The organism is Sphingobium vermicomposti (genome assembly GCF_011762025.1).
In the GTDB taxonomy this organism is placed as follows: domain Bacteria; phylum Pseudomonadota; class Alphaproteobacteria; order Sphingomonadales; family Sphingomonadaceae; genus Sphingobium; species Sphingobium vermicomposti.
The window spans coordinates 533788-556700 of the sequence record NZ_JAASQR010000004.1 but is presented as its reverse complement, the minus strand read 5'-3'; the positions used below and the strand labels follow the sequence as shown (position 1 = coordinate 556700).

At 62.4% G+C, this 22913-nt stretch carries 29 protein-coding genes; 17 read left to right on the top strand and 12 right to left on the bottom strand.

Annotated features, from left to right (window positions below):
• Positions 1-6: 6 nt before the first annotated feature.
• The 8 genes from FHS54_RS16000 (at position 7) to FHS54_RS15965 (ending at position 5704) form a co-directional block, all read left to right on the top strand.
• Complete coding sequence (locus FHS54_RS16000; RefSeq protein WP_167305125.1) at positions 7-177, top strand: hypothetical protein; 171 nt, start codon at positions 7-9, stop codon at positions 175-177.
• Between the two features lie 3 nt (positions 178-180).
• Complete coding sequence (locus FHS54_RS15995; protein WP_167305124.1) at positions 181-1485, top strand: spinster family MFS transporter; 1305 nt, start codon at positions 181-183, stop codon at positions 1483-1485.
• A 9-nt stretch (positions 1486-1494) separates the two neighbouring features.
• Positions 1495-1974 (top strand): Lrp/AsnC family transcriptional regulator, encoded by a 480-nt coding sequence (locus tag FHS54_RS15990; protein WP_167305123.1) that lies wholly within the window; start codon positions 1495-1497, stop codon positions 1972-1974.
• Positions 1971-2444, top strand: coding sequence for an Lrp/AsnC family transcriptional regulator (locus FHS54_RS15985; protein WP_167305122.1), 474 nt, complete (start codon positions 1971-1973; stop codon positions 2442-2444). Before FHS54_RS15990 ends, FHS54_RS15985 begins: the two co-directional genes overlap by 4 nt.
• A gap of 229 nt (positions 2445-2673) precedes the next feature.
• Positions 2674-3732, top strand: a complete 1059-nt coding sequence (locus FHS54_RS15980; RefSeq protein ID WP_167305121.1) for an acyl-CoA dehydrogenase family protein — start codon at positions 2674-2676, stop codon at positions 3730-3732.
• Positions 3729-4907, top strand: a complete 1179-nt coding sequence (locus tag FHS54_RS15975; RefSeq protein WP_167305120.1) for an acyl-CoA dehydrogenase family protein — start codon at positions 3729-3731, stop codon at positions 4905-4907. The genes FHS54_RS15980 and FHS54_RS15975 overlap by 4 nt, the downstream gene beginning before the upstream one ends.
• Entirely contained in the window at positions 4908-5336 is a 429-nt protein-coding gene (locus FHS54_RS15970) for a hotdog domain-containing protein (RefSeq protein WP_167305119.1), read from the top strand.
• Positions 5333-5704 carry a PaaI family thioesterase gene (locus FHS54_RS15965; protein WP_167305118.1) on the top strand — a complete coding sequence of 124 codons (372 nt, stop codon included), beginning with the start codon at positions 5333-5335 and terminating at the stop codon, positions 5702-5704. Before FHS54_RS15970 ends, FHS54_RS15965 begins: the two co-directional genes overlap by 4 nt.
• A 26-nt stretch (positions 5705-5730) precedes the next feature.
• Here the strand turns inward: FHS54_RS15965 and FHS54_RS15960 are convergent, their stop codons facing one another.
• From FHS54_RS15960 to FHS54_RS16610, 6 genes are all read right to left on the bottom strand, one after another.
• A complete protein-coding gene (locus FHS54_RS15960; protein ID WP_167305117.1) occupies positions 5731-6126 on the bottom strand; it encodes a polyketide cyclase in 396 nt (131 codons plus the stop codon).
• A 16-nt stretch (positions 6127-6142) separates the two neighbouring features.
• Positions 6143-6685 (bottom strand): pseudouridine synthase, encoded by a 543-nt coding sequence (locus FHS54_RS15955; protein WP_167305116.1) that lies wholly within the window; start codon positions 6683-6685, stop codon positions 6143-6145.
• Positions 6686-6691: 6 nt separating this feature from the next.
• Entirely contained in the window at positions 6692-7840 is a 1149-nt protein-coding gene (locus FHS54_RS15950) for a cupin domain-containing protein (RefSeq protein ID WP_167305115.1), read from the bottom strand.
• A gap of 51 nt (positions 7841-7891) precedes the next feature.
• A complete protein-coding gene (locus tag FHS54_RS15945; RefSeq protein ID WP_167305211.1) occupies positions 7892-8365 on the bottom strand; it encodes a YaiI/YqxD family protein in 474 nt (157 codons plus the stop codon).
• A 33-nt stretch (positions 8366-8398) separates the two neighbouring features.
• Positions 8399-9082 carry a CDP-alcohol phosphatidyltransferase family protein gene (locus tag FHS54_RS15940; protein WP_167305114.1) on the bottom strand — a complete coding sequence of 228 codons (684 nt, stop codon included), beginning with the start codon at positions 9080-9082 and terminating at the stop codon, positions 8399-8401.
• Positions 9083-9157: 75 nt separating this feature from the next.
• Complete coding sequence (locus FHS54_RS16610; RefSeq protein ID WP_167305113.1) at positions 9158-10027, bottom strand: helix-turn-helix domain-containing protein; 870 nt, start codon at positions 10025-10027, stop codon at positions 9158-9160.
• A 118-nt stretch (positions 10028-10145) separates the two neighbouring features.
• Between FHS54_RS16610 and FHS54_RS15930 the strand changes: the two genes are divergently transcribed.
• From FHS54_RS15930 to FHS54_RS15910, 5 genes are read left to right on the top strand one after another with little or no spacing between them, the layout of a single operon-like run.
• Positions 10146-11102: an SDR family NAD(P)-dependent oxidoreductase gene (locus tag FHS54_RS15930; protein WP_167305112.1), complete on the top strand. Its 957-nt coding sequence runs from the start codon at positions 10146-10148 to the stop codon at positions 11100-11102.
• A complete protein-coding gene (locus FHS54_RS15925) occupies positions 11099-12820 on the top strand; it encodes a methylmalonyl-CoA mutase family protein (protein WP_167305111.1) in 1722 nt (573 codons plus the stop codon). Before FHS54_RS15930 ends, FHS54_RS15925 begins: the two co-directional genes overlap by 4 nt.
• 4 nt (positions 12821-12824) lie before the next feature.
• Positions 12825-13253: a cobalamin B12-binding domain-containing protein gene (locus FHS54_RS15920; protein ID WP_167305110.1), complete on the top strand. Its 429-nt coding sequence runs from the start codon at positions 12825-12827 to the stop codon at positions 13251-13253.
• A gap of 4 nt (positions 13254-13257) precedes the next feature.
• Positions 13258-14214 (top strand): methylmalonyl Co-A mutase-associated GTPase MeaB, encoded by a 957-nt coding sequence (gene meaB, locus FHS54_RS15915; RefSeq protein ID WP_167305109.1) that lies wholly within the window; start codon positions 13258-13260, stop codon positions 14212-14214.
• Positions 14211-14825, top strand: coding sequence for an EthD domain-containing protein (locus FHS54_RS15910; RefSeq protein WP_167305108.1), 615 nt, complete (start codon positions 14211-14213; stop codon positions 14823-14825). Before meaB ends, FHS54_RS15910 begins: the two co-directional genes overlap by 4 nt.
• A 19-nt stretch (positions 14826-14844) precedes the next feature.
• On the opposite strand, the gene FHS54_RS15905 is transcribed toward FHS54_RS15910, so the two are convergent.
• Positions 14845-15303, bottom strand: coding sequence for a nuclear transport factor 2 family protein (locus FHS54_RS15905; protein ID WP_167305107.1), 459 nt, complete (start codon positions 15301-15303; stop codon positions 14845-14847).
• Positions 15304-15375: 72 nt separating this feature from the next.
• Complete coding sequence (locus FHS54_RS15900; RefSeq protein ID WP_167305106.1) at positions 15376-16551, bottom strand: sulfotransferase family protein; 1176 nt, start codon at positions 16549-16551, stop codon at positions 15376-15378.
• A gap of 323 nt (positions 16552-16874) precedes the next feature.
• On the opposite strand from FHS54_RS15900, the gene FHS54_RS15895 reads away from it, so the two are divergent.
• The 4 genes from FHS54_RS15895 to FHS54_RS15880 all read left to right on the top strand — a co-directional run bounded on the left by FHS54_RS15895 (position 16875) and on the right by FHS54_RS15880 (position 20157).
• The gene (locus FHS54_RS15895) at positions 16875-17342 is read left to right on the top strand and encodes a nuclear transport factor 2 family protein (RefSeq protein ID WP_167305105.1); all 468 of its coding nucleotides are present in this window, start codon (positions 16875-16877) and stop codon (positions 17340-17342) included.
• A 157-nt stretch (positions 17343-17499) separates the two neighbouring features.
• On the top strand, positions 17500-18711 hold the full coding sequence (locus FHS54_RS15890) for an MFS transporter (protein ID WP_167305104.1): 1212 nt from the start codon (positions 17500-17502) through the stop codon (positions 18709-18711).
• Positions 18712-18744: 33 nt separating this feature from the next.
• Positions 18745-19524, top strand: a complete 780-nt coding sequence (locus FHS54_RS15885; RefSeq protein ID WP_167305103.1) for an SDR family NAD(P)-dependent oxidoreductase — start codon at positions 18745-18747, stop codon at positions 19522-19524.
• 72 nt (positions 19525-19596) lie between these two features.
• Positions 19597-20157 (top strand): carboxymuconolactone decarboxylase family protein, encoded by a 561-nt coding sequence (locus tag FHS54_RS15880; protein WP_167305102.1) that lies wholly within the window; start codon positions 19597-19599, stop codon positions 20155-20157.
• 7 nt (positions 20158-20164) lie between these two features.
• On the opposite strand, the gene FHS54_RS15875 is transcribed toward FHS54_RS15880, so the two are convergent.
• The 4 genes from FHS54_RS15875 to FHS54_RS15860 form a co-directional block, all read right to left on the bottom strand.
• Positions 20165-20527 (bottom strand): EthD domain-containing protein, encoded by a 363-nt coding sequence (locus FHS54_RS15875; protein WP_167305101.1) that lies wholly within the window; start codon positions 20525-20527, stop codon positions 20165-20167.
• A 76-nt stretch (positions 20528-20603) separates the two neighbouring features.
• Positions 20604-21392, bottom strand: coding sequence for an SDR family oxidoreductase (locus tag FHS54_RS15870; RefSeq protein WP_167305100.1), 789 nt, complete (start codon positions 21390-21392; stop codon positions 20604-20606).
• 199 nt (positions 21393-21591) lie between these two features.
• Entirely contained in the window at positions 21592-22263 is a 672-nt protein-coding gene (locus tag FHS54_RS15865; protein WP_167305099.1) for a TetR/AcrR family transcriptional regulator, read from the bottom strand.
• 121 nt (positions 22264-22384) lie between these two features.
• Positions 22385-22822, bottom strand: a complete 438-nt coding sequence (locus FHS54_RS15860; protein ID WP_243855804.1) for a nuclear transport factor 2 family protein — start codon at positions 22820-22822, stop codon at positions 22385-22387.
• Positions 22823-22913: the final 91 nt, after the last annotated feature.

The window sequence follows — 22913 nt, the reverse complement described above, 5'->3', positions numbered from 1 at the left end:
GAGGAAATGATGTGCGGATTGGAAGGCAAGGCAGGCATTGTCGTGCGCGGTGGTCGCTGCATCGGGACCGCGACGGCGCGGCGGTTGCCGCACCGCCACGGGGGCAAGCCCGATGACGGGGAATGGGTCAATGGACAGTTGTGGCACGTCCATGGCGGCCCGCTGCTGCGGGATTGACAGATGCGCCCTGCTTCAAACCCGTGGGTCGTATTGGCGACCCTGCTCGCCATCTACATCGTCAACTATGCCGACCGCTATCTGATCACCGGGCTGATCGGCCCGATCAAGGCGCAATTCGGCATTGGCGATGCGATGGTCGGCATGCTGATGGGCCCCGCATTCGTATTTTTGTATGTGGTGCTGGGCGTCCCCTTCGCCCGGTTGGCGGATCGCACGTCACGGGTTCAGATCATCGCGGCAGGGTGCGTCCTGTGGAGCGGCGCGACCATCGCAACCGGCCTGGCCAGCGGCCCTGTCAGCCTGACGCTGGCGCGGGTTGCCGTGGGGGTGGGGGAGGCGGCATTCGTCGCGCCCGCCTATTCGTTGCTGTCGGATTATTTCCGGCCTGAACGACGCGGCCTGGCCTTTGCGATATTGGGGCTGGCGGCCTATGCAGGGCAGATAGCGGGACAAGCGGGCGGTCCGGCGATCGCGGCTGTATATGACTGGCGCATGGCCTTTTACAGCATGGGCGCCATCGGACTGGTCCTTGGCCTGGCCGCCATGTTCCTGATCCGCGAACCACGCCGGAATGGTATCGGCGTAGAGCAGGAGCCGACGATGCCGCTGGGCTTGCTGATCCAGTGCCTGGCGCGCAGCCCGGCCTATATGTTCATGATGTTTGCTTTCGGCTTCGGCGTGCTGTCCGGCGTGTCGTTCGGCTATTGGGGTCCAGAACTGTTCACCCGCGCCTACGGGCTTGATCCGGTTGCCGTGAAGTCGACCTTCGCGCTTAATTTCGGCCTGTCGGGGCTGGTCGGCATGCTGCTGTTCGGCGCGCTATCCGACCGGCTCGCCCGCCGCAGCATGATATGGCCGTCGCGCCTGTCCGCACTGGCTCTTGGCGCGGCCACCTGCGCGATCCTGATGGCCAGTTGGGCAGGCAGTTTCAACATGGCGCGCATCGCCGCCATTCCTGCCGGCCTGCTGGGGGGAGGATGGTCCGTAGGCTTCCTCGCGACCCTGCAATATATGCTGCCGTCGCGCATCCGGGCGGCATCGACGGCGATGTTCCTGGCGGTGACGACCCTGATCGGCTTTTTCATCGGGCCGTGGGTGACAGGGTGGTTGAGCCAGATCATGGGCAATGACGCCGCATCGCTCCGCATGGCGTTGACCCTGGTCATTCCATTCGGTTTCCTCTCGGCGCTGCTCGGCTGGGCCGCTGCCGCGCGGGTGGAGCGTGACCGGGCCGCGTTGGACGACGCGCTTTCGATTCGACCTGTCGATCCTTTGCTGGCAAGAACTGCGGCTGAAAGGGGATGAGTAAGGTTTATGAGCGAAATCTTCGTGTTCGACGACACGGATCGCAAGATTGTCGAACAGCTGCGGCAAAATGGTCGCGCGACTAATCAGCAGATCGCAGAGTCCCTCAATCTGATAGCGTCCACCGTATCGACGCGCATCCGGCGGATGGAAGAAGCCGGGATGCTGCGCGTGGTGGCGGTGTCGGACTTTGCGGTCCATGGCTATCACGTCATCATTCACGTTGCCGTCCAGGTCAGCGGGCGACCAGCCCTGGACGTCGCGGAGGACCTGGCTGAATTCCCCGAAGTCTTCGCCGCGCATCTGGTTACCGGCAGCTATCAGATCAGCCTGTTGCTGACGCTGCGTGACATTGACGAACTGCCGTCCCTGATCACCGATCAATTGTCGAAAGTGCCGGGCATCAAGTCGATGACCCCTGCGGTCGGGCTGGACGTCGTTCGTTATGGCCTGGATACCGGCCCGATCGACAGCAGGAGGCTTGCATGAGCAGACCCGATCTGGACGATCTGGATCACCAGCTGATCCGCATATTGGCGCAGGATGCACGCGTGTCCAATCGCAAGATCGCGAGCGACCTTGGCGTCAATGAAGGCACGGTCAGGGGCCGGATCAAGCGGTTGCAGCAGGAAAAGCTGATCGCCTTCACCGCGCTGACCGGGCTGAAACTGGAAAAGGCGACCAATATCGCGTTCATCGCGGTGCAGGCCGATGTCGGCCATGTGCGCCAGATCGCGCGCAACATCGCGGACATTCCATTGGTGAAGGCGGTGATGATCACCTTGGGCCCGTTCAACATCATGGCGACATGCCTTTATGACGACCTGGATGATCTTCATAAGCTGGCATCCGGCAAAGTGCTGGAGGTTGAAGGCGTCCGGCATGTCGAAACATCGCTGGTGGTCAGGACGGTAAAGTTCAGCAACAGGGTCGTGCGGATCACCGGCGCGGAAAGCTGAACCCGAAGCCTTAAGATAAATACGGAATATATCGCGTATAAAAATCCGCAAATTGATGCTTGAAGTCGTCAGTAAGCTGGTATAGCACAATCTGTATGGCGCATCGTTGCGGTTTTTGCGACGATGTTTGCCATCAAACCGTAGCGGGCCAAGTCGCGCAAGGGCGGCTTGTCGCGCCCCGCTGGATGTGGGGCCTGGTTACCAGCCGGATATGCAAAGGCAGGCGACAATGGAATTCGCGTTTTCCGACGAACAAACGATGATTGCGGAGACGGCCGGGGCCTTTTTCGCCGAAAATGCCACCAGCGAACGCACGCGCAAGGCGATGGCGAACGACGGTATCGACCGCGCGCTATGGCACGGCTTTTGTCAGGAACTGGGCCTGTCCGGCATCGGACTTCCCGAAAGCGGCGGGGGCGCGGGGCTGGGCATGGTTGAACTGGCGGTCATCGCCGAAGCGGCAGGGGCGCAGGTTGCTGCCCTGCCGATGCTAGGCAGTCTGGCGCAGGCGGCGCAGGCGATTGCAGCAGGCGGTAGTGAGGGCCAGCAGGCGGAATGGCTCCCTCGTTTGATTTCAGGGGAGGCCATAGCGGGCTATTTCCATGACGCCGCGTTGCAGGCGGATGGGGATCGGCTGACCGGCGGGTCGCGGTTCGTCACCCATGGGACCAGCGCCGACCTGTTCGTCGTCACGAACATGCGCCAGGTCTGGGTCGTGCGCGCCGACGCGCCGGGGGTCAGTGTCACACCGCAGACGAGCATGGACCAGACGCGGCCCCTTGCCCATGTGCGGCTGGATAATGTTCCGGGTGAACGGCTCCCCGATCCGGCGGCCGCGTTGGCAGCAGCCCATCGCGCAGGCTTTATCACCGCCGCAGCCGAAGCATTGGGCGGCGCGCAGGCATGTCTGGACCGCACCGTCGCCTATTCCAAGGAACGCATCCAGTTCGGCCGTCCCATCGGGTCCTTCCAGGCCTATAAACACCGGCTGGCCGACATGATGGTTGAGATCGAACAGGCGCGATCCGCCGTTTACTGGGCCGCCTGCGCCATTGATGAAGAAGCCGACGAAGCGGCGATGGCGGTCCATGCCGCTAAGTCCTTTGCCACGGACACTTATTTCCGCTGTGCCGGGGACATGATCCAGCTCCACGGCGGCATCGGCTTTACCTGGGAACATGATGCGCATCTGTTCTTCAAACGCGCCCGGTCGCTTCAGACGATGTTGGGCAGTGGCGATTGGCACCGCGAAAGGATAGCCGCGATGATATTGGGGGAAGCGGCATGAAACTGGGCTTTTCACCGCAAGACGAACTGTTCCGGCAGGAATGCGCCGATTGGCTGAACGGTCAGATGGCGGGCGAATTCCGCGATATAAAGGGCGTTACCAAGCTGACCGGCAGCCCGGAACGGCGCAAGGAATGGGAACAGCAGCTGGCCGCCCATCGATGGTCATGCATCGGTTGGCCCAGCCAGTGGGGCGGGCGAGAGGCAACGCTGGCGCAGCAAGTGATCTTTGCCGAAGAATATGCCCGTGCAGGCGTGCCGGGCCGGGTAAACCATATCGGTGTCGAACTGGCGGGGCCGACCATCCTGACGTTCGGCACGGAGGAGCAGAAACAGCGTTTCCTGCCCGGCATCGCGGCGGGTAAAACCATATTCTGCCAGGGCTTTTCCGAACCCAATGCCGGGTCTGATCTGGCCAGCGTCCGCACCAAGGCAAAGCTGGAAGGCGATGAATGGGTCGTCAACGGTCAGAAGATCTGGACCAGCCTGGCCCATATTTCCGACTGGATTTTCGTCATCACCCGTACCGAGGAAGGGTCAAAGGGACCCAAGGGCTTGACCTTCCTGATGATGCCGATCGACCAGCCGGGAATAGAGATCAGGGGCATTCGTCAGATTAACGGCGACGCGGAATTTAACGAAACCTTCTTCACCGATGCACGCTGCTCGGCGGATAGCCTGATCGGGGCGGTGGGCGACGGCTGGCGCATCGCCATGGGGCTGCTGGCGTTCGAACGCGGCGTGTCCACGCTGGGCCAGCAAATGGGGTTTCGCAATGAATTGGACGAAATTATCGCAGCGGCCAAGGCCAATGGCGCGGCGAATGATCCGTTGATCCGCCAGCGTCTGGCCAAGGCAGAAGTCGGCCTGCGCCTGATGCGCTATGGTGCGTTGCGGATGTTGTCGCAGACCGATCATTCCAGAATCGATGGCGCGGCGCTGACCTACAAGATCCAGTGGGCCAGCTGGCGGCGCAATCTGGGCGAGTTGGCGATGGACGTGCTGGGGCAGGGTGGCGAGATCAGCGACCATGCGGAATATGAATGGGATACGCTGCCCAACCTTTTCCTCTTTTCGCGATCCGACACCATCTATGGCGGCACCAATCAGATCCAGCGCAACCTGATCGCGGAACGCGGGCTGGGCCTGCCGCGTGAGCCGCGCGGGACGGCCTGAGTGGCGGAGGAAGAGGACGCCTTTGAACGGCTGAAGAACCTGCCGCTGCGCGGGCATCATGCGTTGTTGGGCATCTATACCGTTGATAACGGACCCGATTGGGCCGAACTTGCCTGCCCTTTCGCCCCCGGTTTCTTGATGGACGTGGAGTCCGGGTTGGTTTCGTCCGGCCCGATCATCTCGCTCGTCGATGCCGCAGCGGGTGCGGCGATCATCGCGCGGACGCGGCAGTGGCGTGGCATGGCAACGCTCGACCTGCATATCGACTATCTCCGGCCTGCCCGCGCGGGACAGGCGCTACATGCGCGCGCGCACTGTCATCATGTGACGCGAAAGGTCGCCTTCACCCGTTGCAACGTCCATGATGGCGATGCGGATCGGCCGATCGCCTCTGCGACCGCCAGCTTTTTCTTCATGGAAGGTGCATGATCGTTCACGCGCCCTATGCGCGGATGCTGGGCATTCGGACCGTTGCTGGCGAAGCGGGTGCGGCGACGCTGATGATGCCTGCTGCGCCTTCATTGGAAGGCCGAGCCGGCTTTCTTTATGGCGGCGTCATCGCCAGCCTGCTGGAACTGGCGTGTCTGGAAGCGGTCGCGCAGGAAAGCGGGCACCCGCGGCCCAAGCCCATCAATATGTCGTTCGATTTCCTGCGCGGCGGGATGATGATCGACAGCTATGCGCAGGCGCGTCTGGTTCGCGTCGGGCGGCAGGTGGTCAATATCGATGCCATCTGCTGGCAGACGGATCGGGAAAAGCCGGTCGCTATCGGACGGATGCACCTGTTACTCGACTGATGCCGGATCGCGGCCAGCTACTGGCGTTATCGCTCCACCAGGGCCTTCAACGATTTCAGATCGCGGTTCACCCATTTGATGTCGGCTGCAAAGCGTTCATCATCCATGCCCGGCTGACGAAAGAGGGTCAGCATGACTTCAGCGCCGTCGCCATTTTCGATGACTCGCATGGGAACATGGATTTTCACGCCGTCGCCCTGGTCGACATGATGATCCATCACGCCAAAGACATTATGCGGCGAAAAGCCGATGCGGATGGGTCCTTCGGGGCCATCCGCGACCCAATGATCCCCATCCTGCCGAAGACCGGAGTCGACGAGGCCCGACGCCCATTTCGGGAAAAATTCAGGACGCCAGATCATCTCGTACAGCGCCTGCCAATCACGATTGATCGTAACGCTAAAAGTGCGGGCTGGCAGCATTTCGCTTCTCCTTCGTTCAACCGTCACGCCATTCGCCCGGCTGCATAGCGTCAATCGTCCAATCCCCGATCCGCCACCGCACCAGCCGCAGCGTCGGGTGACCGACGGCCGCGGTCATCCGGCGCACCTGCCTGTTCCGGCCTTCCCTGATGGTCAATTCTATCCAGCAGTCCGGCACGCTCTTGCGGAACCGCACCGGGGGATCGCGCGGCCACAGGTCGGGCGGGTCGATGCGTTTCACTTGCGCGGGCAGGGTCATGCCGTCCTTCAACTGCACACCACGCCGCAACTGTTCCAGCGCGCTTTCCTGGGGATCGCCTTCGACCTGCGCCAGATAGGTTTTCGGCGTCTTGTATTTCGGGTCGGCGATACGCGACTGCAGCCTGCCATCATCGGTGAGCAGGAGAAGGCCTTCACTGTCCAGATCCAGCCGCCCGGCCGGATAGACGCCCGGCACATCGATAAAGGCCGACAAAGTGGGGCGAACCGTTTCCGACCGGACGTCGGTGAACTGGGACATCACGCCATAAGGTTTGTTGAACAGGATCAGGCGGGTCATGCCCTTTCAGTCCTCTTCAACGGCTATGCTGCCCTGGTCTATCAGGGCGGCGATCAACGTCAGGCAAGGGGGGGAATCGGCCAGGGCCGGGCTGGCGAGGACATGATCCTGCGCGCAAATCTGCCGGGCAAATGCTGCGGCCTCACCGGAACAGTCGAAGCTCTGCCCATCGGCAAAGAGCAGGACGGCGTCGCCCGTCCCGCGGATGAAGGAAAAGCGGCTGGCCGGGTTGCGCAGCAAGGCGACGCCGCTGGCCAGGCGCGCGCGCAGTTCGTCGGGCTGGACCGGCTCTTCGGGACGCCAGTCCGCGTCGGCATATTTGCGGCTGCTGTTAAATTCCCCGAACCAGCGGGCAAAGCCCTGCGGGTCGAGCAGTTTTTGCGTCATCATCCCGCGCAGCCGGGCCAGCGCGTCCGCTGAAATCTCGCCCGGATTGTCCTGCGCCTGCAGGTCGGGGTCGGCATAGCGGTCGTCGCGCTGGATCGTATCGACCAGATGATCGCACCACCCCTCGATCAACTCACTTTGGGAAGGCGCGCGAAAGCCGATGGAATAGGTCATGCAGCCGTCGCCCACGGCAACGCCGTCATGGGCGTAGCCCGGCGGCACATAGAGAATATCACCGGGTTCGAGGACCCATTCATCCTTTGCCTCGAACGTCGCGAGCAAGCGCAGTTCGTCATGCGGCAGCAATATGCTCGCCTCATCACACAGCCCCCCAACCCGCCAGCGGCGCTTGCCCAACCCCTGCAGCAGGAACACATCATATTGATCGAAATGCGGTCCTACTCCGCCCCGATCACTGGCATAGCTGACCATGACATCATCGATCCGCCAGTTCGGGACGAAGCGGAACGGGTGGATCAGCGCCGCGACATCGGGCGCATGATGATCGACCGCCTGGACCAGCAAGGTCCATGGCTGGCCGCCCAATGCGCCGAAACGTTCCGGGGCGAACGGACCGTGGTCCAGCGTCCAATTGTCGCCCGTCCGCTCGATCAGGCGGGATTCGACATCCTCCTCACAGGCCAGACCGGCCAGCTCGTCGGGCTCGAGAGGATTGCTCCACGCGGTCCACGGATTGCGGATGAGCAGCGGCTTTTTCTGCCAATATTCGCGGAGGAACAGGTCGATATCGAAATTATGAATTTGCATGAATGCTCGCGAAGCTGACCGGGCGACCCGTGCGCCCGTCAGCGGTCAATGTCAAAGCGGTTGCTGCTCCGCGCGGCGCTGCATCCTGATCAGCCGGACCAGCGCTTCATCCAGCGCGGACAGGAAACGGGATCGATCAGCCTTGCTGAAAGCGGCAGGCCCGCCGACATTGTCGCCGCCCGCCCGCAGGTCAGCCATGATCGCCCTGACCGCGATGGCGTTGCCAATCGACGCAGCGGTGAATGGCTTGCCCGTGGGCGAGATCACCACGCCATCCATTTTCAGGCAACGGTCCGCCAGCAATATGTCGGCGGTGATGACGATCGTCCCGCTCGCCACACGTTCGGCGATCCAGTCGTCCGCCGCATCGAACCCATCGCTGACCACCGTCCGGCTGATCAGGGGGTGGCTGGGTATTCTTATGGGGCTGTTGCTGACCACCATGACCGGCACGTCATGGCGAAGCGCGACCTTGTAGACTTCATCCTTCACCGGACAGGCATCGGCGTCGATCAGTATCTGGATCATGGGCAGGCCGCGCTCAAGCCGCGCCGATTGTCATTGCGCGCGCCGCTCGGCCTGCGCCAGCCGCCGCCCGGTGACCAGTGTCTGGATGATGAACAGCAGGATCAGGATGGCACCCGCCGTCCCCACGAAAATATCGAAGCCCGACACCGCACCGAACAGTCCGGGGCCTGACCCCAGCACCATCATCATCAACGTCAGGGCGATCAGGATCAGCCGCAATTCCGTCGGCCCCGCCGCGAGATAGGACAGTTTGAATTCACCCAGCACGCGGGCGGAAAGATAGGCGTGGATCGACAGCAACAGATATCCCGCCAGCGCCACCATCGCGATATCCATGGTCACATATGGGCTAAGGCCGATCCCGGCCAGGATCAGCAATGTCGCAAGGCCATCGCAGCTATGATCGATGAAATAGCCGTAGGATGGGCGTTCGATTCGCCGATAGCGCGCGATGCTGCCATCCATCGAGTCGCCGAACCACTGGACGACATAGCCAGCGATGGCGACGAGCAGCCAGGATGGGTTCACGGCGCTGGCCACATAGCCCAGGAAGATCATGAACGCGCCAACCATGCCCAGAAATGTCAGGCGGTCGGGCGTGACCCAGCGCGGCATCCGGCTGCAGAGCCAGGTAAGCAATTGGCGTTCCCGCGCGGCGAGCCAGTTTTCCTGAATTCTCGAAAGCGAAGGCGCATTCTGTAATGGGATTGTCATATGATCTTATGAAGCCATGAGCGTGGATGAGCAACCTGCGAAATCCTGTCGGCGGGATGCATTCGGGATGTTCCGCTATCGAATGAGCGCGCGATAGGCGGACGGAGAGCGTCCTACCTGTTGCCGAAAGGCGGCGCAAAAGGCGGGAGCGCCTGAATAGCCCAAATCCCGCGCTATGTCGGCCAAGGGTCGCCGTTCGTCTCCTCCCAACAATGCCTTGGCGCGCCGCATCCTTGCCTCGCGCGTGAATGCCCCCGGCGCGATGCCCATCATGTCGCGGAAGCAGCGCATGAAATGATAACGGCTAAGCCCGCATGATGCGGCGAGCATGTCGATGTCCGGGGGCGGGCCTGGCGCGTCGATCTGCTCCAGCACCTGGCGCAGCATGCGCGGCGTCAGGCCACCCTTGCGACGATGCGCCCGCACCTCTGCGCCCGACAGATATCGCCGAAGGTCGATCAGCAGGATAGCGACCAGCGATTGGGCCAGCGCCGCGCTGTCCGCCTGCGGCTGTTCCGCTTCACTGGCCAGACGCAGCATCGCGTCTTCCATCGCTTGCGACCTGATGTCGAAACAGGCCGCCAGCGCCGCCTGTCCCAACGGTCCAGCGCCCAGCGCCGCTTCGATCCGCCAATCTTCAAACCGGCAGCGCAGCGTGTGGAACGCCCCGCCCGACACCCGCATTTCCATCGGCGTTCCCGCCGGGCGGAAACCCAGCGCCCCGAAACGGATGAAGGGCGTGCGTTCATTGCCAGCCAGACGACCCTCCGACCCTGTCAGCAGGCGCGAAAGGCCGAGTGAGAGGATCGCCTGCGTTTCCGTGACCACTATCGTTTCGGCTTCGACCTCTGGAAAGGCGCATAGCTCGATGAGCACGCCTGGCAGAGCGATGCGTCCCTGCACCAGATCCTTGCTCTGCTGCGCGTCGATGATGTGGGTGGCCACGCTTGGCTCCATTATGAAATCATGCGCTATATTCATGAATCGTGCGCCAAACCGCAAGGCCCCGATTGGCCCGGTCTGCGCCTTGCTGTAAATTGCGGTCAATAAATCAGGAGAGAGAATGTCAAACCCGCACAGCGCCGCCGTGCCGACCGCCGACGACTTATTGCGCGGTGTCGATCTGGCCGGGCGCACCGCCATCGTGACCGGTGCCTCGTCCGGCGTGGGAGTTGCCATCGCATCCGCCCTGGTCAGGGCAGGGGCGGAGGTGACACTGGCGGTGCGCGATGTCGCGGCAGGTGATCAAGCAGCGGAAGCGATCGCGGCACAGAGCGGCGCGCACGCACGCCCAGCGGTGGAAGCCATCGACCTACTATCCATGGCCACCGTCCGCGCATTTGCCGCGCGGTGGGGCGACCGCCCGCTTGACCTGCTCATCAACAATGCAGGGCTGATGGGCCCGCCGCTGGCCCGCACGGAAGACGGGTTTGAAAGCCAGATGGCGGTCAATTATTTCGCGCCGTTCCTCCTGTCCGAACTGTTGCTGCCCAATCTGGCCGCGCGCACGGGCCGGGTCGTGATCGTCTCGTCCGGTTCGCATCATTTTGCAAAGCTGAGGCTGGACGACCTGAATTACGGACAGCGCGACTATGAAAAGTTCGAAGCCTATGGCCATGCCAAGCTGTGCGCCAATTTGCTCGCCGTGGAATATAGCCGCCGCCATGCACGGCAGGGCGTCACTATGAACGCCTGCACGCCGGGCGGCGTCGCCACTAATCTGGGCCGCCATGTCACCTTCGAAGACGCCGTTCGGCTGGGCTGGGTGAATGAAGATGGGACCTTGCCGCACGGGCGGATGAAAACGGCGGACGAAGGCGCGGCGACGCCGGTCTGGGCCGCCGTCGCGCCAGAACTGGCGGGGCAGGGCGGCCTTTATCTGGAGGATTGCGCCATCGCGCCGATCTGGTCGCCGTCGCTTCCGTCCGGCTGGGGCGTCACCGCCGCCTCGCTCGACCCCGATGACGCGCGCCGCCTGTGGGACGTTGCCGAAACCCTGATCCTGAAGGAAGTCGCATGAACCGCCCTGTCAGCGAATTTGCCCCCGCCAACGACAATATCATCGCCGAAACGGAACGCTGGCAGGCGGAAACGCGCGCGCCTTTCGTCGCTGCGCAACCGGAACGCCGTGATCCCTTCGTCACCCAGGCGCTCAAATGGCCGATCAAGCCGCTCTATACGCCCGCCGATCTGGACGCGGTGGGTTTCGATTATCTCAAGGATGTCGGTTTCCCCGGAGAATATCCTTATACCCGGTCGACCCGGCCCAACGGCCATCGCTCCGGCTTCTGGACGATGACCCAGGTCACCGGCTTCGGCAAGGGTGAGGATTGGGCGAAGCGGGCGCGCTTCATGCTGGACCAGGGATTGTCCGGCCTGATCCTGGAATATGACCTGGCCACCACCAACGGCTATGACAGCGACGACCCGATGGTGGAGGGCGAAGTGGGCCGCGCAGGCATGGCGCTCGACAGTCTGGAAGACCTGGAAAACGCGTTCGACCTGCCTTTCGACAAGCTCAAATATCTCATGAGCGTATGTAACGCACCGCAGCCGGTGAACCTGGCGATGATCATCGCCGCCCTGGAGAAAAAGGGCGTCGATCCCAAGGATTTCGTCCTCCACATCGTCAACGGCATCCTGATCGAATATACCTGCGTCGGGCGCTATATCTATCCGCCCGAACATGGCCTGCGCATCGCGACCGACGCGATTGAATATATCATTCGCAACCATCCCAATTGGGCACCGCTGTCCATCATCTCCGCCCAGCTTCAACCGGCCAAGGCGAACCCGGTGCAGGAAATCGCGTTCAGCCTGGCGATCTGCTGCGCCTATATCGACGCGACGCTGGAACGCGGTTTGGACATCGACACGGTCGCGCCTTACCTCAACCATTTCGTCGTCAATGTGGACATGGATTTCTTCGAAGGCATCTGCAAGCTGCGGGCCTTCCGCAAATGCTGGGCGCGGCTGATGAAGGAACGCTATGGTGCGACCCGGCCCGAAGCGCTCAAGATTCGGCTCATGACGTCGCCCACCACCATCGCGCTCACGCTTCAGCAGCCGCTCAACAATATCGGTCGCCTCGCCATCATGGCGACCGCGTGCGCGTTGGGCGGCGCGGGCGAGAATATGACCACGCCGCTGCACGATGAGGCCCATTCACTGCCCGCCGAAGAAGCGATCCGGGTCGGCGCGGCGCTTCAACATATCGTCGCGCATGAAACCGGCGTGGCGGAAACCATCGATCCGCTCGCCGGGTCCTATTATGTCGAAACGCTGACCAAGCAGATGGAGGACGCGGCCTTTGCGGAGATGGAAAAGATCTTCGCCATGGGCGGCGCGGTCAAGGCGATCGAGACCGGCTATTTCCAGCGCGCCCTTGGCCGCGAACAATATGAACGGAACAAGGATCTGGAGGAGGGCCGCCGCAAATGGGTCGGCGTCAACCATCTGGTCCTGCCGGAGGAAAAGCGTGAAATCGAAATCTTCCGCCTGAACGATGAGATGGAGGAACAGCAGGTCGAAAAGGTCCGTGCGCTTCGTGCCCGGCGGGACCAGCCAGCGGTCGATGCCGCGCTGGACAAGGTGCGCGAAGCGGCGCGCAACGGCGACAATCTGGTCCCCGTCTGCCTGGATGCGGTGAAGCTCTACGCCACGCATGGCGAGCTGTGCAACGCGATGCGCGACGTTTTCGGCGTCCATACCCCCGACAGCCAGCTTGCAGGAGTTTGACGACATGCAGGAACAGCCAAACCGTCGCCTGCGCGTGCTGCTCGCCAAGCTGGGCATGGATACGCATACGGTGGGCGTCACCATCATCGGCCACGCCTTGCGCGAAGCCGGGATGGAGGTGATCTTCACTGGCCTGAAGCAGACGCCCGAAATGGTCGCCGCCGCCGCCATTCAGGAGGATGTGGACGTGGTGGGCATTTCCACCCTGTCGGCAGGGCACACGCGCAACCTGCCCAAGCTTGCGCGGCTGCTGCGCGAACAGGGCGGTGGGGACAAGCTGCTGCTGGCGGGCGGCGTCATTCCGCAGGAGGATCAGCCGCTGCTGCAGGCAGCAGGCGTGCACAAGATATTCACCATGGGAGCCGACACGCGCGACATCGTGCAATATCTGGAGCAATGGTGGGCCGAAAAGCAGGCTTCTGAGGCGGCCTGACGGAATGAATGATATCGCGCAGGGAGTGCTGGACGGGGTCGTCGCGGCAGGCGCGCGCGCCATCCGCTGGCTGGACGATCGCGATCCGCGTGGCGCGGATCTGGTGCGGCGCATCTTCCCCGCCACCGGACGCGCGCAGATCGTCGGTGTCACCGGCCCGCCGGGCGCGGGCAAGTCCACCCTGACCGACATGCTGGTGACGGAACTGCGCAGCAGGGACTTGCGCGTCGGGGTCATCGCCGTCGATCCGTCCAGCCCTTTCACTGGCGGCGCGATTTTGGGCGACCGGGTGCGCATGGCTCGCCACGCGCTCGATCCCGGCGTGTTCATCCGGTCGCTGGGCACGCGCGGGCAAGCGGGCGGATTGTCGCGGTCGACCCATGACGCCTGCCTGGTTCTGGACGCGATGGGATATGACATCGTGATCGTCGAGACTGTCGGCGTCGGACAGGATGAAATCGACGTCGTCAACCTGGCCCACACTACCATCATCGTCGGCGTGCCTGGCCTGGGCGACGAAGTGCAGGCGGTGAAGGCGGGCCTTATGGAAGCGGGCGAGATATTCGTCATCAACAAGGCCGACCGTGATGGCTATCAAGCGACGCAGCGCCAATATGAATTGATGCTCCACCTGCGCGAACAGGCGGCGGTCGCGCGGGACGCAGGCTGGTCCGCTCCCTTGCTGCGCGCAGTCGCGACCAGCGGGGAAGGTGGCAAGGCTATCGCCGACGCGATCTTCGCCCACCGCGCAGCATTGGAGGCGCGCGATGGTTTTGCCCGACGTTCCGGCCTGCGTGAACGGGAACAGACGCTTGCAATTTTGCGGGAGCGTCTGATTGCGCGCGCGCTCGGTGCTCAGGGGCAGGCCGTGCTCGCGGAAGCCGAAGCCCGGCGCATCGACCCTTATACCGCCGCCGGGAAGCTGCTGGCGCAGATCGACGGAAAGGATGATCTTGCATGACCAAGAGTATTTGCGCCCTGGTCCATCGACCGGATTCTACGCGGGCTGCGTTCCACGCTTATTATGAGGAGCAGCACGCCCCGCTGGGCGCGCGGCATTTCCCCTTCACCCGCTACGCCCGAAACCACATCATCGGTGGTGATGTGCCGGACTATGACACCATCAGCGAGTTCTGGGCCGACGACATTGCCGCCGCCGCCGCGCTGATGAACGGGCCGGTGGGCGACATCATGCGCGCTGACGAGGAAAAGTTCATGGACCGTAGCCGGATCGCGTCGGCGGGCGTGGATGAATATGCCTTGTCACCCGGTGAACCCGCCATGGCGGATGGCTCGCGCACTGCCTTCCTCATCGACATGGCGGGCGATCGGGACGCAGGGCGCGACCATATCCTGTCCTGGGCGCGGGGTTTGGCTTCGGACAGTAAAGGGGTCTCCCTGGATTTCACCGAATCCTGGGGCTCTCCACCATTCCCCGCCGCTGCGGTGCTATGGATGCCCGGTCATGTGCAACTGGGCGATTGCCCACCGTCGGCTACCGTTCGTCGCTTGATACTGCGCCGCGTCGAAACGCCGACCGCGCAGCTGATATTTGGCGCGAGCACGCCATAGCCTGTTACCGATGCGGGTTTTACGCCTGCCCCAAATCTGCTTCACCGGCGGCCAGCACGCCCGCGTCGCCATGGTGAAGGAACCACAGGGCGTCGCGGCGGACGATGCGCCAGCCTTCCGGTCGGCGCTGCCACTTGTCGACATATTCCCCGGTCGAATCGAATATCGGGCCGACCGGGTCGTTCCTGCGTTGATGGCGGGCCTGGACATAAGCGCGGCTGACCGCCTGATCGCCGTCCACGTCGATCAGCAAGCTGCCGATCAGATGCTGCGTATTGCCGCATATATCCAGAAACCGGCGCATCTGTTCGCGCAACGCGACAATGCCCTGCTGTTCTTCCACGCCATAATGGAAGGTCAGGTCATCAGCGAACACATCACCCAGGTCGTCCCAGCGCTTCTGGTCCAATATGCGTGCAAAGCGGCTGAGGCCCCGCGTGATTGCGCGTTCGTCCAGCAATGATTGTAAATCTGTCATGTCAGACCACATTCCCCGCCATGCTTGCGGTTGCCAAGTGACATCATGTCAACTCTTCCTACAGCGCCCTACCTAGCTGATATAGCGCGCCCGGTAGGCGGCGAATGCGCTCTTGATAGCGTCCTCATCCAGGCCGAACCGTTCCAGCGAATAATCGTGCATGGGCCGCTGTTCCCGCTTGTTCCCTGCCAGAAATTCGGTGAGCGCAGCCTCCAGCCGGTCGTCCACCGGGACGCCGATGCGCGACAGCACGCGTTGGGCCTGGGTCATCGGGTCCTTGCCGACCTCTCTATAGTCGATGTCGATGAACCGGTCTTCGCCGATGCGTTCCCGCGCGGCTTCGAACAAGTGCATCCATTCGGCGAGGCGCGGGAACCAGAAGCCGCTTACCTGCCTGTCGGAAACGGTCGCGCTCAGCTTATAGAGGGCAGCCTGCATCGACACATAGGACGGCACGGTTTCTACCGGATCGCGATGGGTCATGATTAACAGCGCGTCCGGGAAAGCACGGGCGGCGGTTTCCACATAGGGAAGGTTGGACGGACTCTTCAAAATCCACTTGGCACCGCGACGGGCCGGGTCTTGCCACTGAAGATATTGAAGGATGGTCTTCAAATCCTCATGCCCGCGCGACTGGTCATAGCTGTTCAGCCAGCTGGCGAAGCTGGGTATGAAATTCATCCCTTCCACCATGGTGCTGACGAACATCTGGCCCAGCACCAATATCTCCTCGTCCGGCGCTTCGGGGTCCAGCGGGTGGATGGAGGCAAGTTCGGGGGCGAGTTGCAGCCACCCGTCGATCATAGCCTTGGCATAGTTGCGGCGCTCCACGGGATTGCCCCGCTCTTCGCCGGGGAATGGCGCGAAATTCTGCGCTTCGAACCAGCGAAGGCCGGTCATGCCCGGCGCGCTTGCCAGCAGGCGCTGGAATATGGTGCTGCCGGTGCGGGGCAGGCCCAGGATGATGCCCGCGACCTCCACCTTTTCATCCAGTATTTCCGGGTGGCGTTTTATGTCTTCGACCATGCGCAGGCGGCTGACCAGTCCCTTGACGATGACCTCCGTCATGGACGCGACGCCTGCCGGGGTCAGCGCGCCCTCCAGGTTCGACGCTTCGATATAGCGGTCCATCGGTTCCAGGAACCAAAGGTCGCCAAAATCGGAAAGGCCCGCCCTGTCGCGTGCCTGTTGCAGCAGGGTCTCGCGGTCGAGAGGCGCGGTGCCTGCGGTGGGGGATGAAGGGACCATGGGCATCACTCTTGTCTAATAATGGAATGGGGTATGAAGAGCGGGGCCAGGCAAATGCGGGCGCGAGCGCTCAGGCTCTTTACAGAATGTCATCCTCGCCTTCTCCTGCCCGACCGTGCCGACAGGATCGCACATTGTCGTGCAGTCCGATTCAGCCGTTCTTCGTTGCATTTTGTCTTGCGGTGAAACCCTTCCCCCGCCGCAATGTCAATCGTTACTTGCGTGTCGCGGCTACGCATATCAATAATGAACAGGTAAAAACTAACGCAAGCGCGAATCGAATGGCACCGTTCATTCATGCAGATATAGGAGGAGGAATTCCAATGCTGTCCCTTCAGGAAATTTCCGACCGCATGGAAATATCGGACCTTCTGACCAATTACAGTCACGCCATCGATTTCCGGGACTGGGACGCATTGGACGATGTGTTCACCCCCGACGCGACCATCGATTATAGCGAAACTGGCGGAGCGAAGGGAAGCTATGCCGAAATCAAGGCGTGGTTACCGGGCGCACTTGAGCGTTTCCCGCGCTACCAGCACATGATCGCCACTACCAAGCTGGATCTGGAAGGCGACACTGCCCGCAGCCGCACTGTCCTGTTCAACCCCATGGTCTACAAGGGCGAGGATGACGTGGAGAAAGTCTTTTTCATCGGCCTTTGGTATCGCGACCGATTGGTGCGCACGGACAAGGGCTGGCGCATCGCGGAACGTTATGAAGAGATGGGCTATTCCTACAACACGCCCGAAATGCCGCCTGTGCCATCCGGTGGCGACTCCGCCGTGTGAAGGTCGGGCGGGGATGAACACCAATCGGCACGGCTAGCCGCAGATTGACATCAGCCGCTCGATCGTAGCGGCTAGCAGGGACAAGCCAAAGATGCATGCAGGGACGCAGGACGGCGAAAACCCAAGCACGAGCGCCAGGCCCGGTCGGGCGCGATGGATGGTGTTCCGCGCCTTCCTGACCCAAAATGTTGCGGTCGGTTCTGCCTTCGGGGCCTTTGGGGTCACGGTGCTGCCGCTGCAGGAACAATTTGGCGCAAGCCGGGGGGCGGCGACGCTGGCACTGGCCCTTTGCGTGCTGGCGATGGGGCTGGCCGGCCCGATAATCGGCTCAATGATTGCCCGGATCGGCCTGCGGTGGACCATGATGGGGGGCGCGATCCTGTCCAGCGCGGGCTATGCCCTGCTGGCGGCGGCACCGGACATGACATCGGTCCTGCTGCTCTACGCCTTGCCAATCGGGCTGGGGACCGCGATGCTGGGTTCTTTCCCATCGAGCGTGCTTGCCAGCAACTGGAATCCGCACAACCCAGGCCCGGCACTGGGCATTACCAACATGCCGCTGTTCGTTGCGCTGTTGCCGATGGTGGGGCTGGCGCTGATCCACGACCATGGGCTGGCGTCCTTTTACCTGACCCTCTCCGCCCTCCATTTGCTGCTGTTGCCGGTGATCCACGGTGTATCGGATGGCCCAGAGGCGATCGGCGAAGTGGCAACTGACTCGCATGGTCATGTCGCCTATGAGATGCCCTCTGTCCGCGCGGTTCTGGGCAGGCCTGCTTTCTGGGCTATGACTATCGGCGCTGGCTATCTGAGCGCGGCGGGGATTATGGGCGTGTCGCACTTGGTCGCCTTCGCCATTGAGCGGGGCGTCGCGGCCAGCCCCGCTGCGCTGCTGTTGTCGATCATGGGCAGCGCATCCATTCTGGGGTCACTGCTTTCGGGAGTGTTGTGCGGGCGGATCGGCGCTGCGCGAACCTTGACGCTGATGTCCGGCGGCGTGTGCGCCAGCTGGATCATCCTCTTGTCCACCACCGCCTATCTGCCGATGGCTGTCGCTGCACTGCTGATTGGCATGAGCGGGGCGGGTGTGTTTCCGGCGGTGAATATGTTGGCGGGCCGACTGTTCGGGCGGCATTCGCTCCCGCGCGTGATTGGGCTGTTCGGGCTGGCCACCCTGCCGCTGACCTTCGGCTTTCCGCCATTGGCGGGGGTGCTGCGTGACGCGGCGGGCAGCTATGGTCCGGTGGTCTGGATCGTCATCGGCGCAAGCGCGATGGTCGCGATCCTCTTCCTGATCATGAGGCGCGCCGCACCCATCGGCGCGATCATTGACGATGCCGCTCGCCCCAACTTGTCCTGCGCCGGTTGAAATGCGCGCCCATTTTAAAAAAGGAATATGACTATGAAACTGCAAGGCAAGACAGCAATCATCACCGGCGGCGCGCGCGGCATGGGTGCCGCGACCAGCCGCCTGTTCGCGGCAGAAGGGGCAAAGGTTGCCATCGCGGACCTGTTGGACGCGGAAGGGGCGGCACTGGCGGCCGAACTGGGTGATGCCGCGCGCTTCTACCATCATGACGTGACGAGCCAGGACGATTGGGCCAAGCTGGTTGCCGCGGTGGAGGCTGACCTGGGTCCCGTCGACATATTGGTCAATAATGCGGGCATCCTGCTGTTCCGCACCCTGTTCGAAACGACGCTGGCCGACTATCAAAAGGTCCTGAACGTCAATCTTATCGGTGAATTTCTGGGTATCAAGGCGGTCGGACCCGGCATGGTGGCGCGGGGCAAGGGGGCCATCGTCAACATATCGTCCGTCGACGGGATGAAGGGCGCGAACGGCCTGGGCGCTTATGCCTCCAGCAAATGGGGCGTGCGCGGCCTGACCCGCGTTGCGGCGATGGAGCTTGGACATAAGGGCGTGCGCGTCAATTCCGTTCATCCCGGCGGTGTCGATACGATCATGTCCAATCAAGAAGGGCGCAGCCGTGATCAGGTTGACCAGGGCTATGGCAATATTCCGCTGCAACGGATCGGTGCGCCGGAAGAAGTGGCGAAGGCGAGCCTGTTCCTGGCAAGCGACGACGCGTCTTACCTGACCGGCGCGGAAATCGTGGTCGATGGCGGCATGGTCATTGGCCAATATTATGAAGGCTTCCCCGGAGCGCCCGGCGTGGAGTGATAAAATAATGACGTCCGGTAGATGGAGCTATCTCCACCTGCCGGGGTCGACAACTGCGGAAGGAGAACATCTATGTTGCGCATCGACATTCCGACCGAAAGCGCGGCTGATCCCTATGGCTATGCCGCCCGTGAACATGGGCGGGAAATCATGGCGGCGGCGGACGTTTTTTCCAAGGCTGTGTATCAGCATAGCATGCTGTCGCTGCGCGAGTTTGAAGGCGCGCGGTCGCGGATTGCGCAGATCAACGGCTGCATCATCTGCCAGCAGTTTCGCGCGGCCCAGGACGCGCCGTCGATGTTCGCCGCGACGGGCGTGCGCCCCGATCATCTTGTTACCGACAATGGCCCGGCCCCTGACGAAGCCTTTTACGCTGCGGTCGAACAATGGCGCAGCTCGCCCCTGTTCAGCCCGCGAGAACGCACCGCGATAGAATTTGCCGAACGCTTCGCTGAGGAACCCAAGGCGATTGCCGCCGACGAAGCCTTTTGGGAACGCGCCCATGCGCTGTTTTCGGATGCAGAGATTGTCGACCTGGCGCACAGCGTCGCGGCCTGGGTAGGTTTAGGGCGCGTCGCTCATGTGCTGGGTTTCGACAGCGTGTGCCTGCCCTTCCAGCAACAGGCAGGATGAATCCGCTTTAGGCGTCGAGGGGCGACTCGCTCGCCCGCTCATCCACCACGAACATGCGCGTTGCGCCGCGGTCCAGGAAATTGGCTTCGTCTTCGGCGATCTGTCGGGCGATGTCGGGTTCGGCTGCCTTGGCCACAAACCGGTCATAAGCGGCGCGATCCGCGAAGTGGATTTCCGTGACGGAATCGAAATCGATCGGCGCTTGTGCAGACAGGAATGCGCCGTCTCGTTGCACATAATTGCGGCGGTAATCCACGATGCCCGGCAGCAGGCGCAGGATCAGCTTCGCATGCTGCCCTTCATAATAATCGACAAAGGCGTCGTGGCTGATGTCGGCCCGCCGACGCAACAGGGCGATGCATTTGAACATGGCTGTCCTCCTCCTGCCCGCACCCGTTACGTCCGCTACCTCCCATCCGCTCCCCGAAGGATCAGTGGAGCGAGGGTCAGGGTGCCATCCACTGGCCGCCGTTGACGTCCAGCGCCGCGCCCGTCACCACCCGGCTATAATCGGAAACCATCATCAACACCGCGCGGGCGCAGTCGTCTTCGGGCGGAATGATGCCGATCGGTATGTTCTGGACGATGTCCGCGACCACATCGTCGCGCGTGTGACCGGCATCGACCATGCTCTGAATATGTCCTTCGACCGGCTCGCCGTGGATCCAACCCATGCGGCAGGTATTGACGCGAATGCCATAGCGACCAAGGTCGGCGGCCATATATTTACCCAGGGTATTGAGCGCGCCCTTGGCAATGGCATAGCCCATTTCCATCCCATGTTCGCCGCCATAGGGTCGAACCGTCGCCATGGTGGACACGTTCACCACCGCGCCGCCATCGCGCAGATAGGGGATGCAGGCGCGGGTCAGGCGCAATGCGCCCAGGCAATTCACGTCGACTGCCTTGGCGATGTCGGCAGTGTCGCTATTTTCGATGACGCTCCAGTCGCCATGATAATAAGCGCTGTTGATCAGCCCATGAACCCGGCCGCCAAATTCGGCTGCCGCGCGTTCGGCCAGCTTGACGCATTGCGCCTCGTCCGACACGTCGCAGGCAATGGCGACCGCCTTGCCGCCCTTTGCCACGATGTCGTCGCGCACCTGTTCCAGGAAGCTCTGGTTGCGCGCGGCGAGCACGACCGATGCGCCTTCGGCCGCAGCGATGCGGGCCAGAGCCTGGCCCATGCCGGGGCCTACGCCGCTGACGATCACGACCTTATCCTGCAATAGCATAGCTTGTTCCTCTCCATTTCAGCGCCGCACTGGCAGTGCGCGACAGGCCGGCGCCAGTCATTGCCAGCGCCATTGCCTTGTCCCGGTTCGCCGGGCGGCAAGATTTCTGTTCTATTCACAGGACCCGCCGGGGACCCTCGACAAGCTTTGATAGTTTAAGCCGCTAGCCTACGCAATATGATAAAAGAATAGCGTAAACTCACCTATTTTGCGGAGGCATCGCGTTCAAAAATTCCGTGATACGTTCTTCCACTATGCCTAGGCCGCGGGCGCAAAACATAATGGCGTCGCGCAGCAACCGACCGTCATCGTCATCATAGATGATGGCATGGCGCTCATGGCAGCGGCCCATCATGACCATCGTCCCGACATGTTCCAGAAAGGCGGCGGCGTTGACCGTCGACAAGGCTGCACCGGTTATCCCGCCTTCCGCGCGGGCGGCTGCCATCGCGCGTTCCATTTCGTTCTGGGAAAGGCGCAGCGCGCGGCGATAGACCAATCGGGCATAGCCGCCGTCACCGGCCAGGCTGCCCACGACCATGCGCATGCCGTCGGCGTTGGACGCGTTCCTGCCCAGCAGCGCCTGCTCCATCAAGTGGCCTATGCTTCGCAGCAGGCCCACGGTGCTGGGTTCGGGCAGGGTGAAATCGCGAAAGGATGCATTCTGGTCGGCGATGACTTCGCGCAGGACGGCACGGTAAATGGCTATCTTGCTGCTGAAATGGCGGAATATCAGGGCTTCGGAAACCCCGGCGGCCTGCGCGATCTGCTGCGTCCGCGCGCCCTCCAGGCCGTAACGGGCAAATACGGATCGGGCAGCGGTGATGATGGAGGCGCGACGGTCGGCGCTCGACAAGCGGGTAATGGACATCGACCGGTACGGCACTCCTGAACGCCAGCGACAGGAAGGGGCTTTACGCCATTGGGAACTTCCTGACGGGGGCACTTTACGCACAGCGTCCTAAGGAAACAAGAACAGGCCCGCCGTGCCGTTACCCGTCGGCGGGCTGGACATCGTCCGGCCCCCAATAGGCCTTCAGGCTGGTGATCAATCCCTGGCCATCGAACGTGCAGATGTCGAGCGAACGGATCAGCAGGCGCGGACCTTCGGGCGGTTGAAAGCGGACGTCGAACACCAGCGCCGCCGCGTTGGAGTGCGATCCCCGGATCGGGGCGACGGGGGTAATGTGCGTTTGGAAAGCGATGGTGTCGCTGAACCAGGCGGCAATTTCATCGCCGCGCTTGATCGGCGTTCCCACCGGATCCTCGATCGTCGCGCCCGGCGCGAACAGGGCGAGCACGCCATTACGGTCGCCATCGTTGATTCGGCTGGCATAGGCCTCCAGCCCCGCGCGCATGACGGATTGGGACGGCATATGATCCGTTTGCGTCGGGCCACCGCCGGCCTGTCCATCGTCGGTTTCTGGCAAGTTATACTCTCCCGCTTCGCCGCATTTATGCAATGGGCTTGTCTATATACCCTTGTTTGCGTAGATCGCCGGGATTATTTCTGCCCGGCAT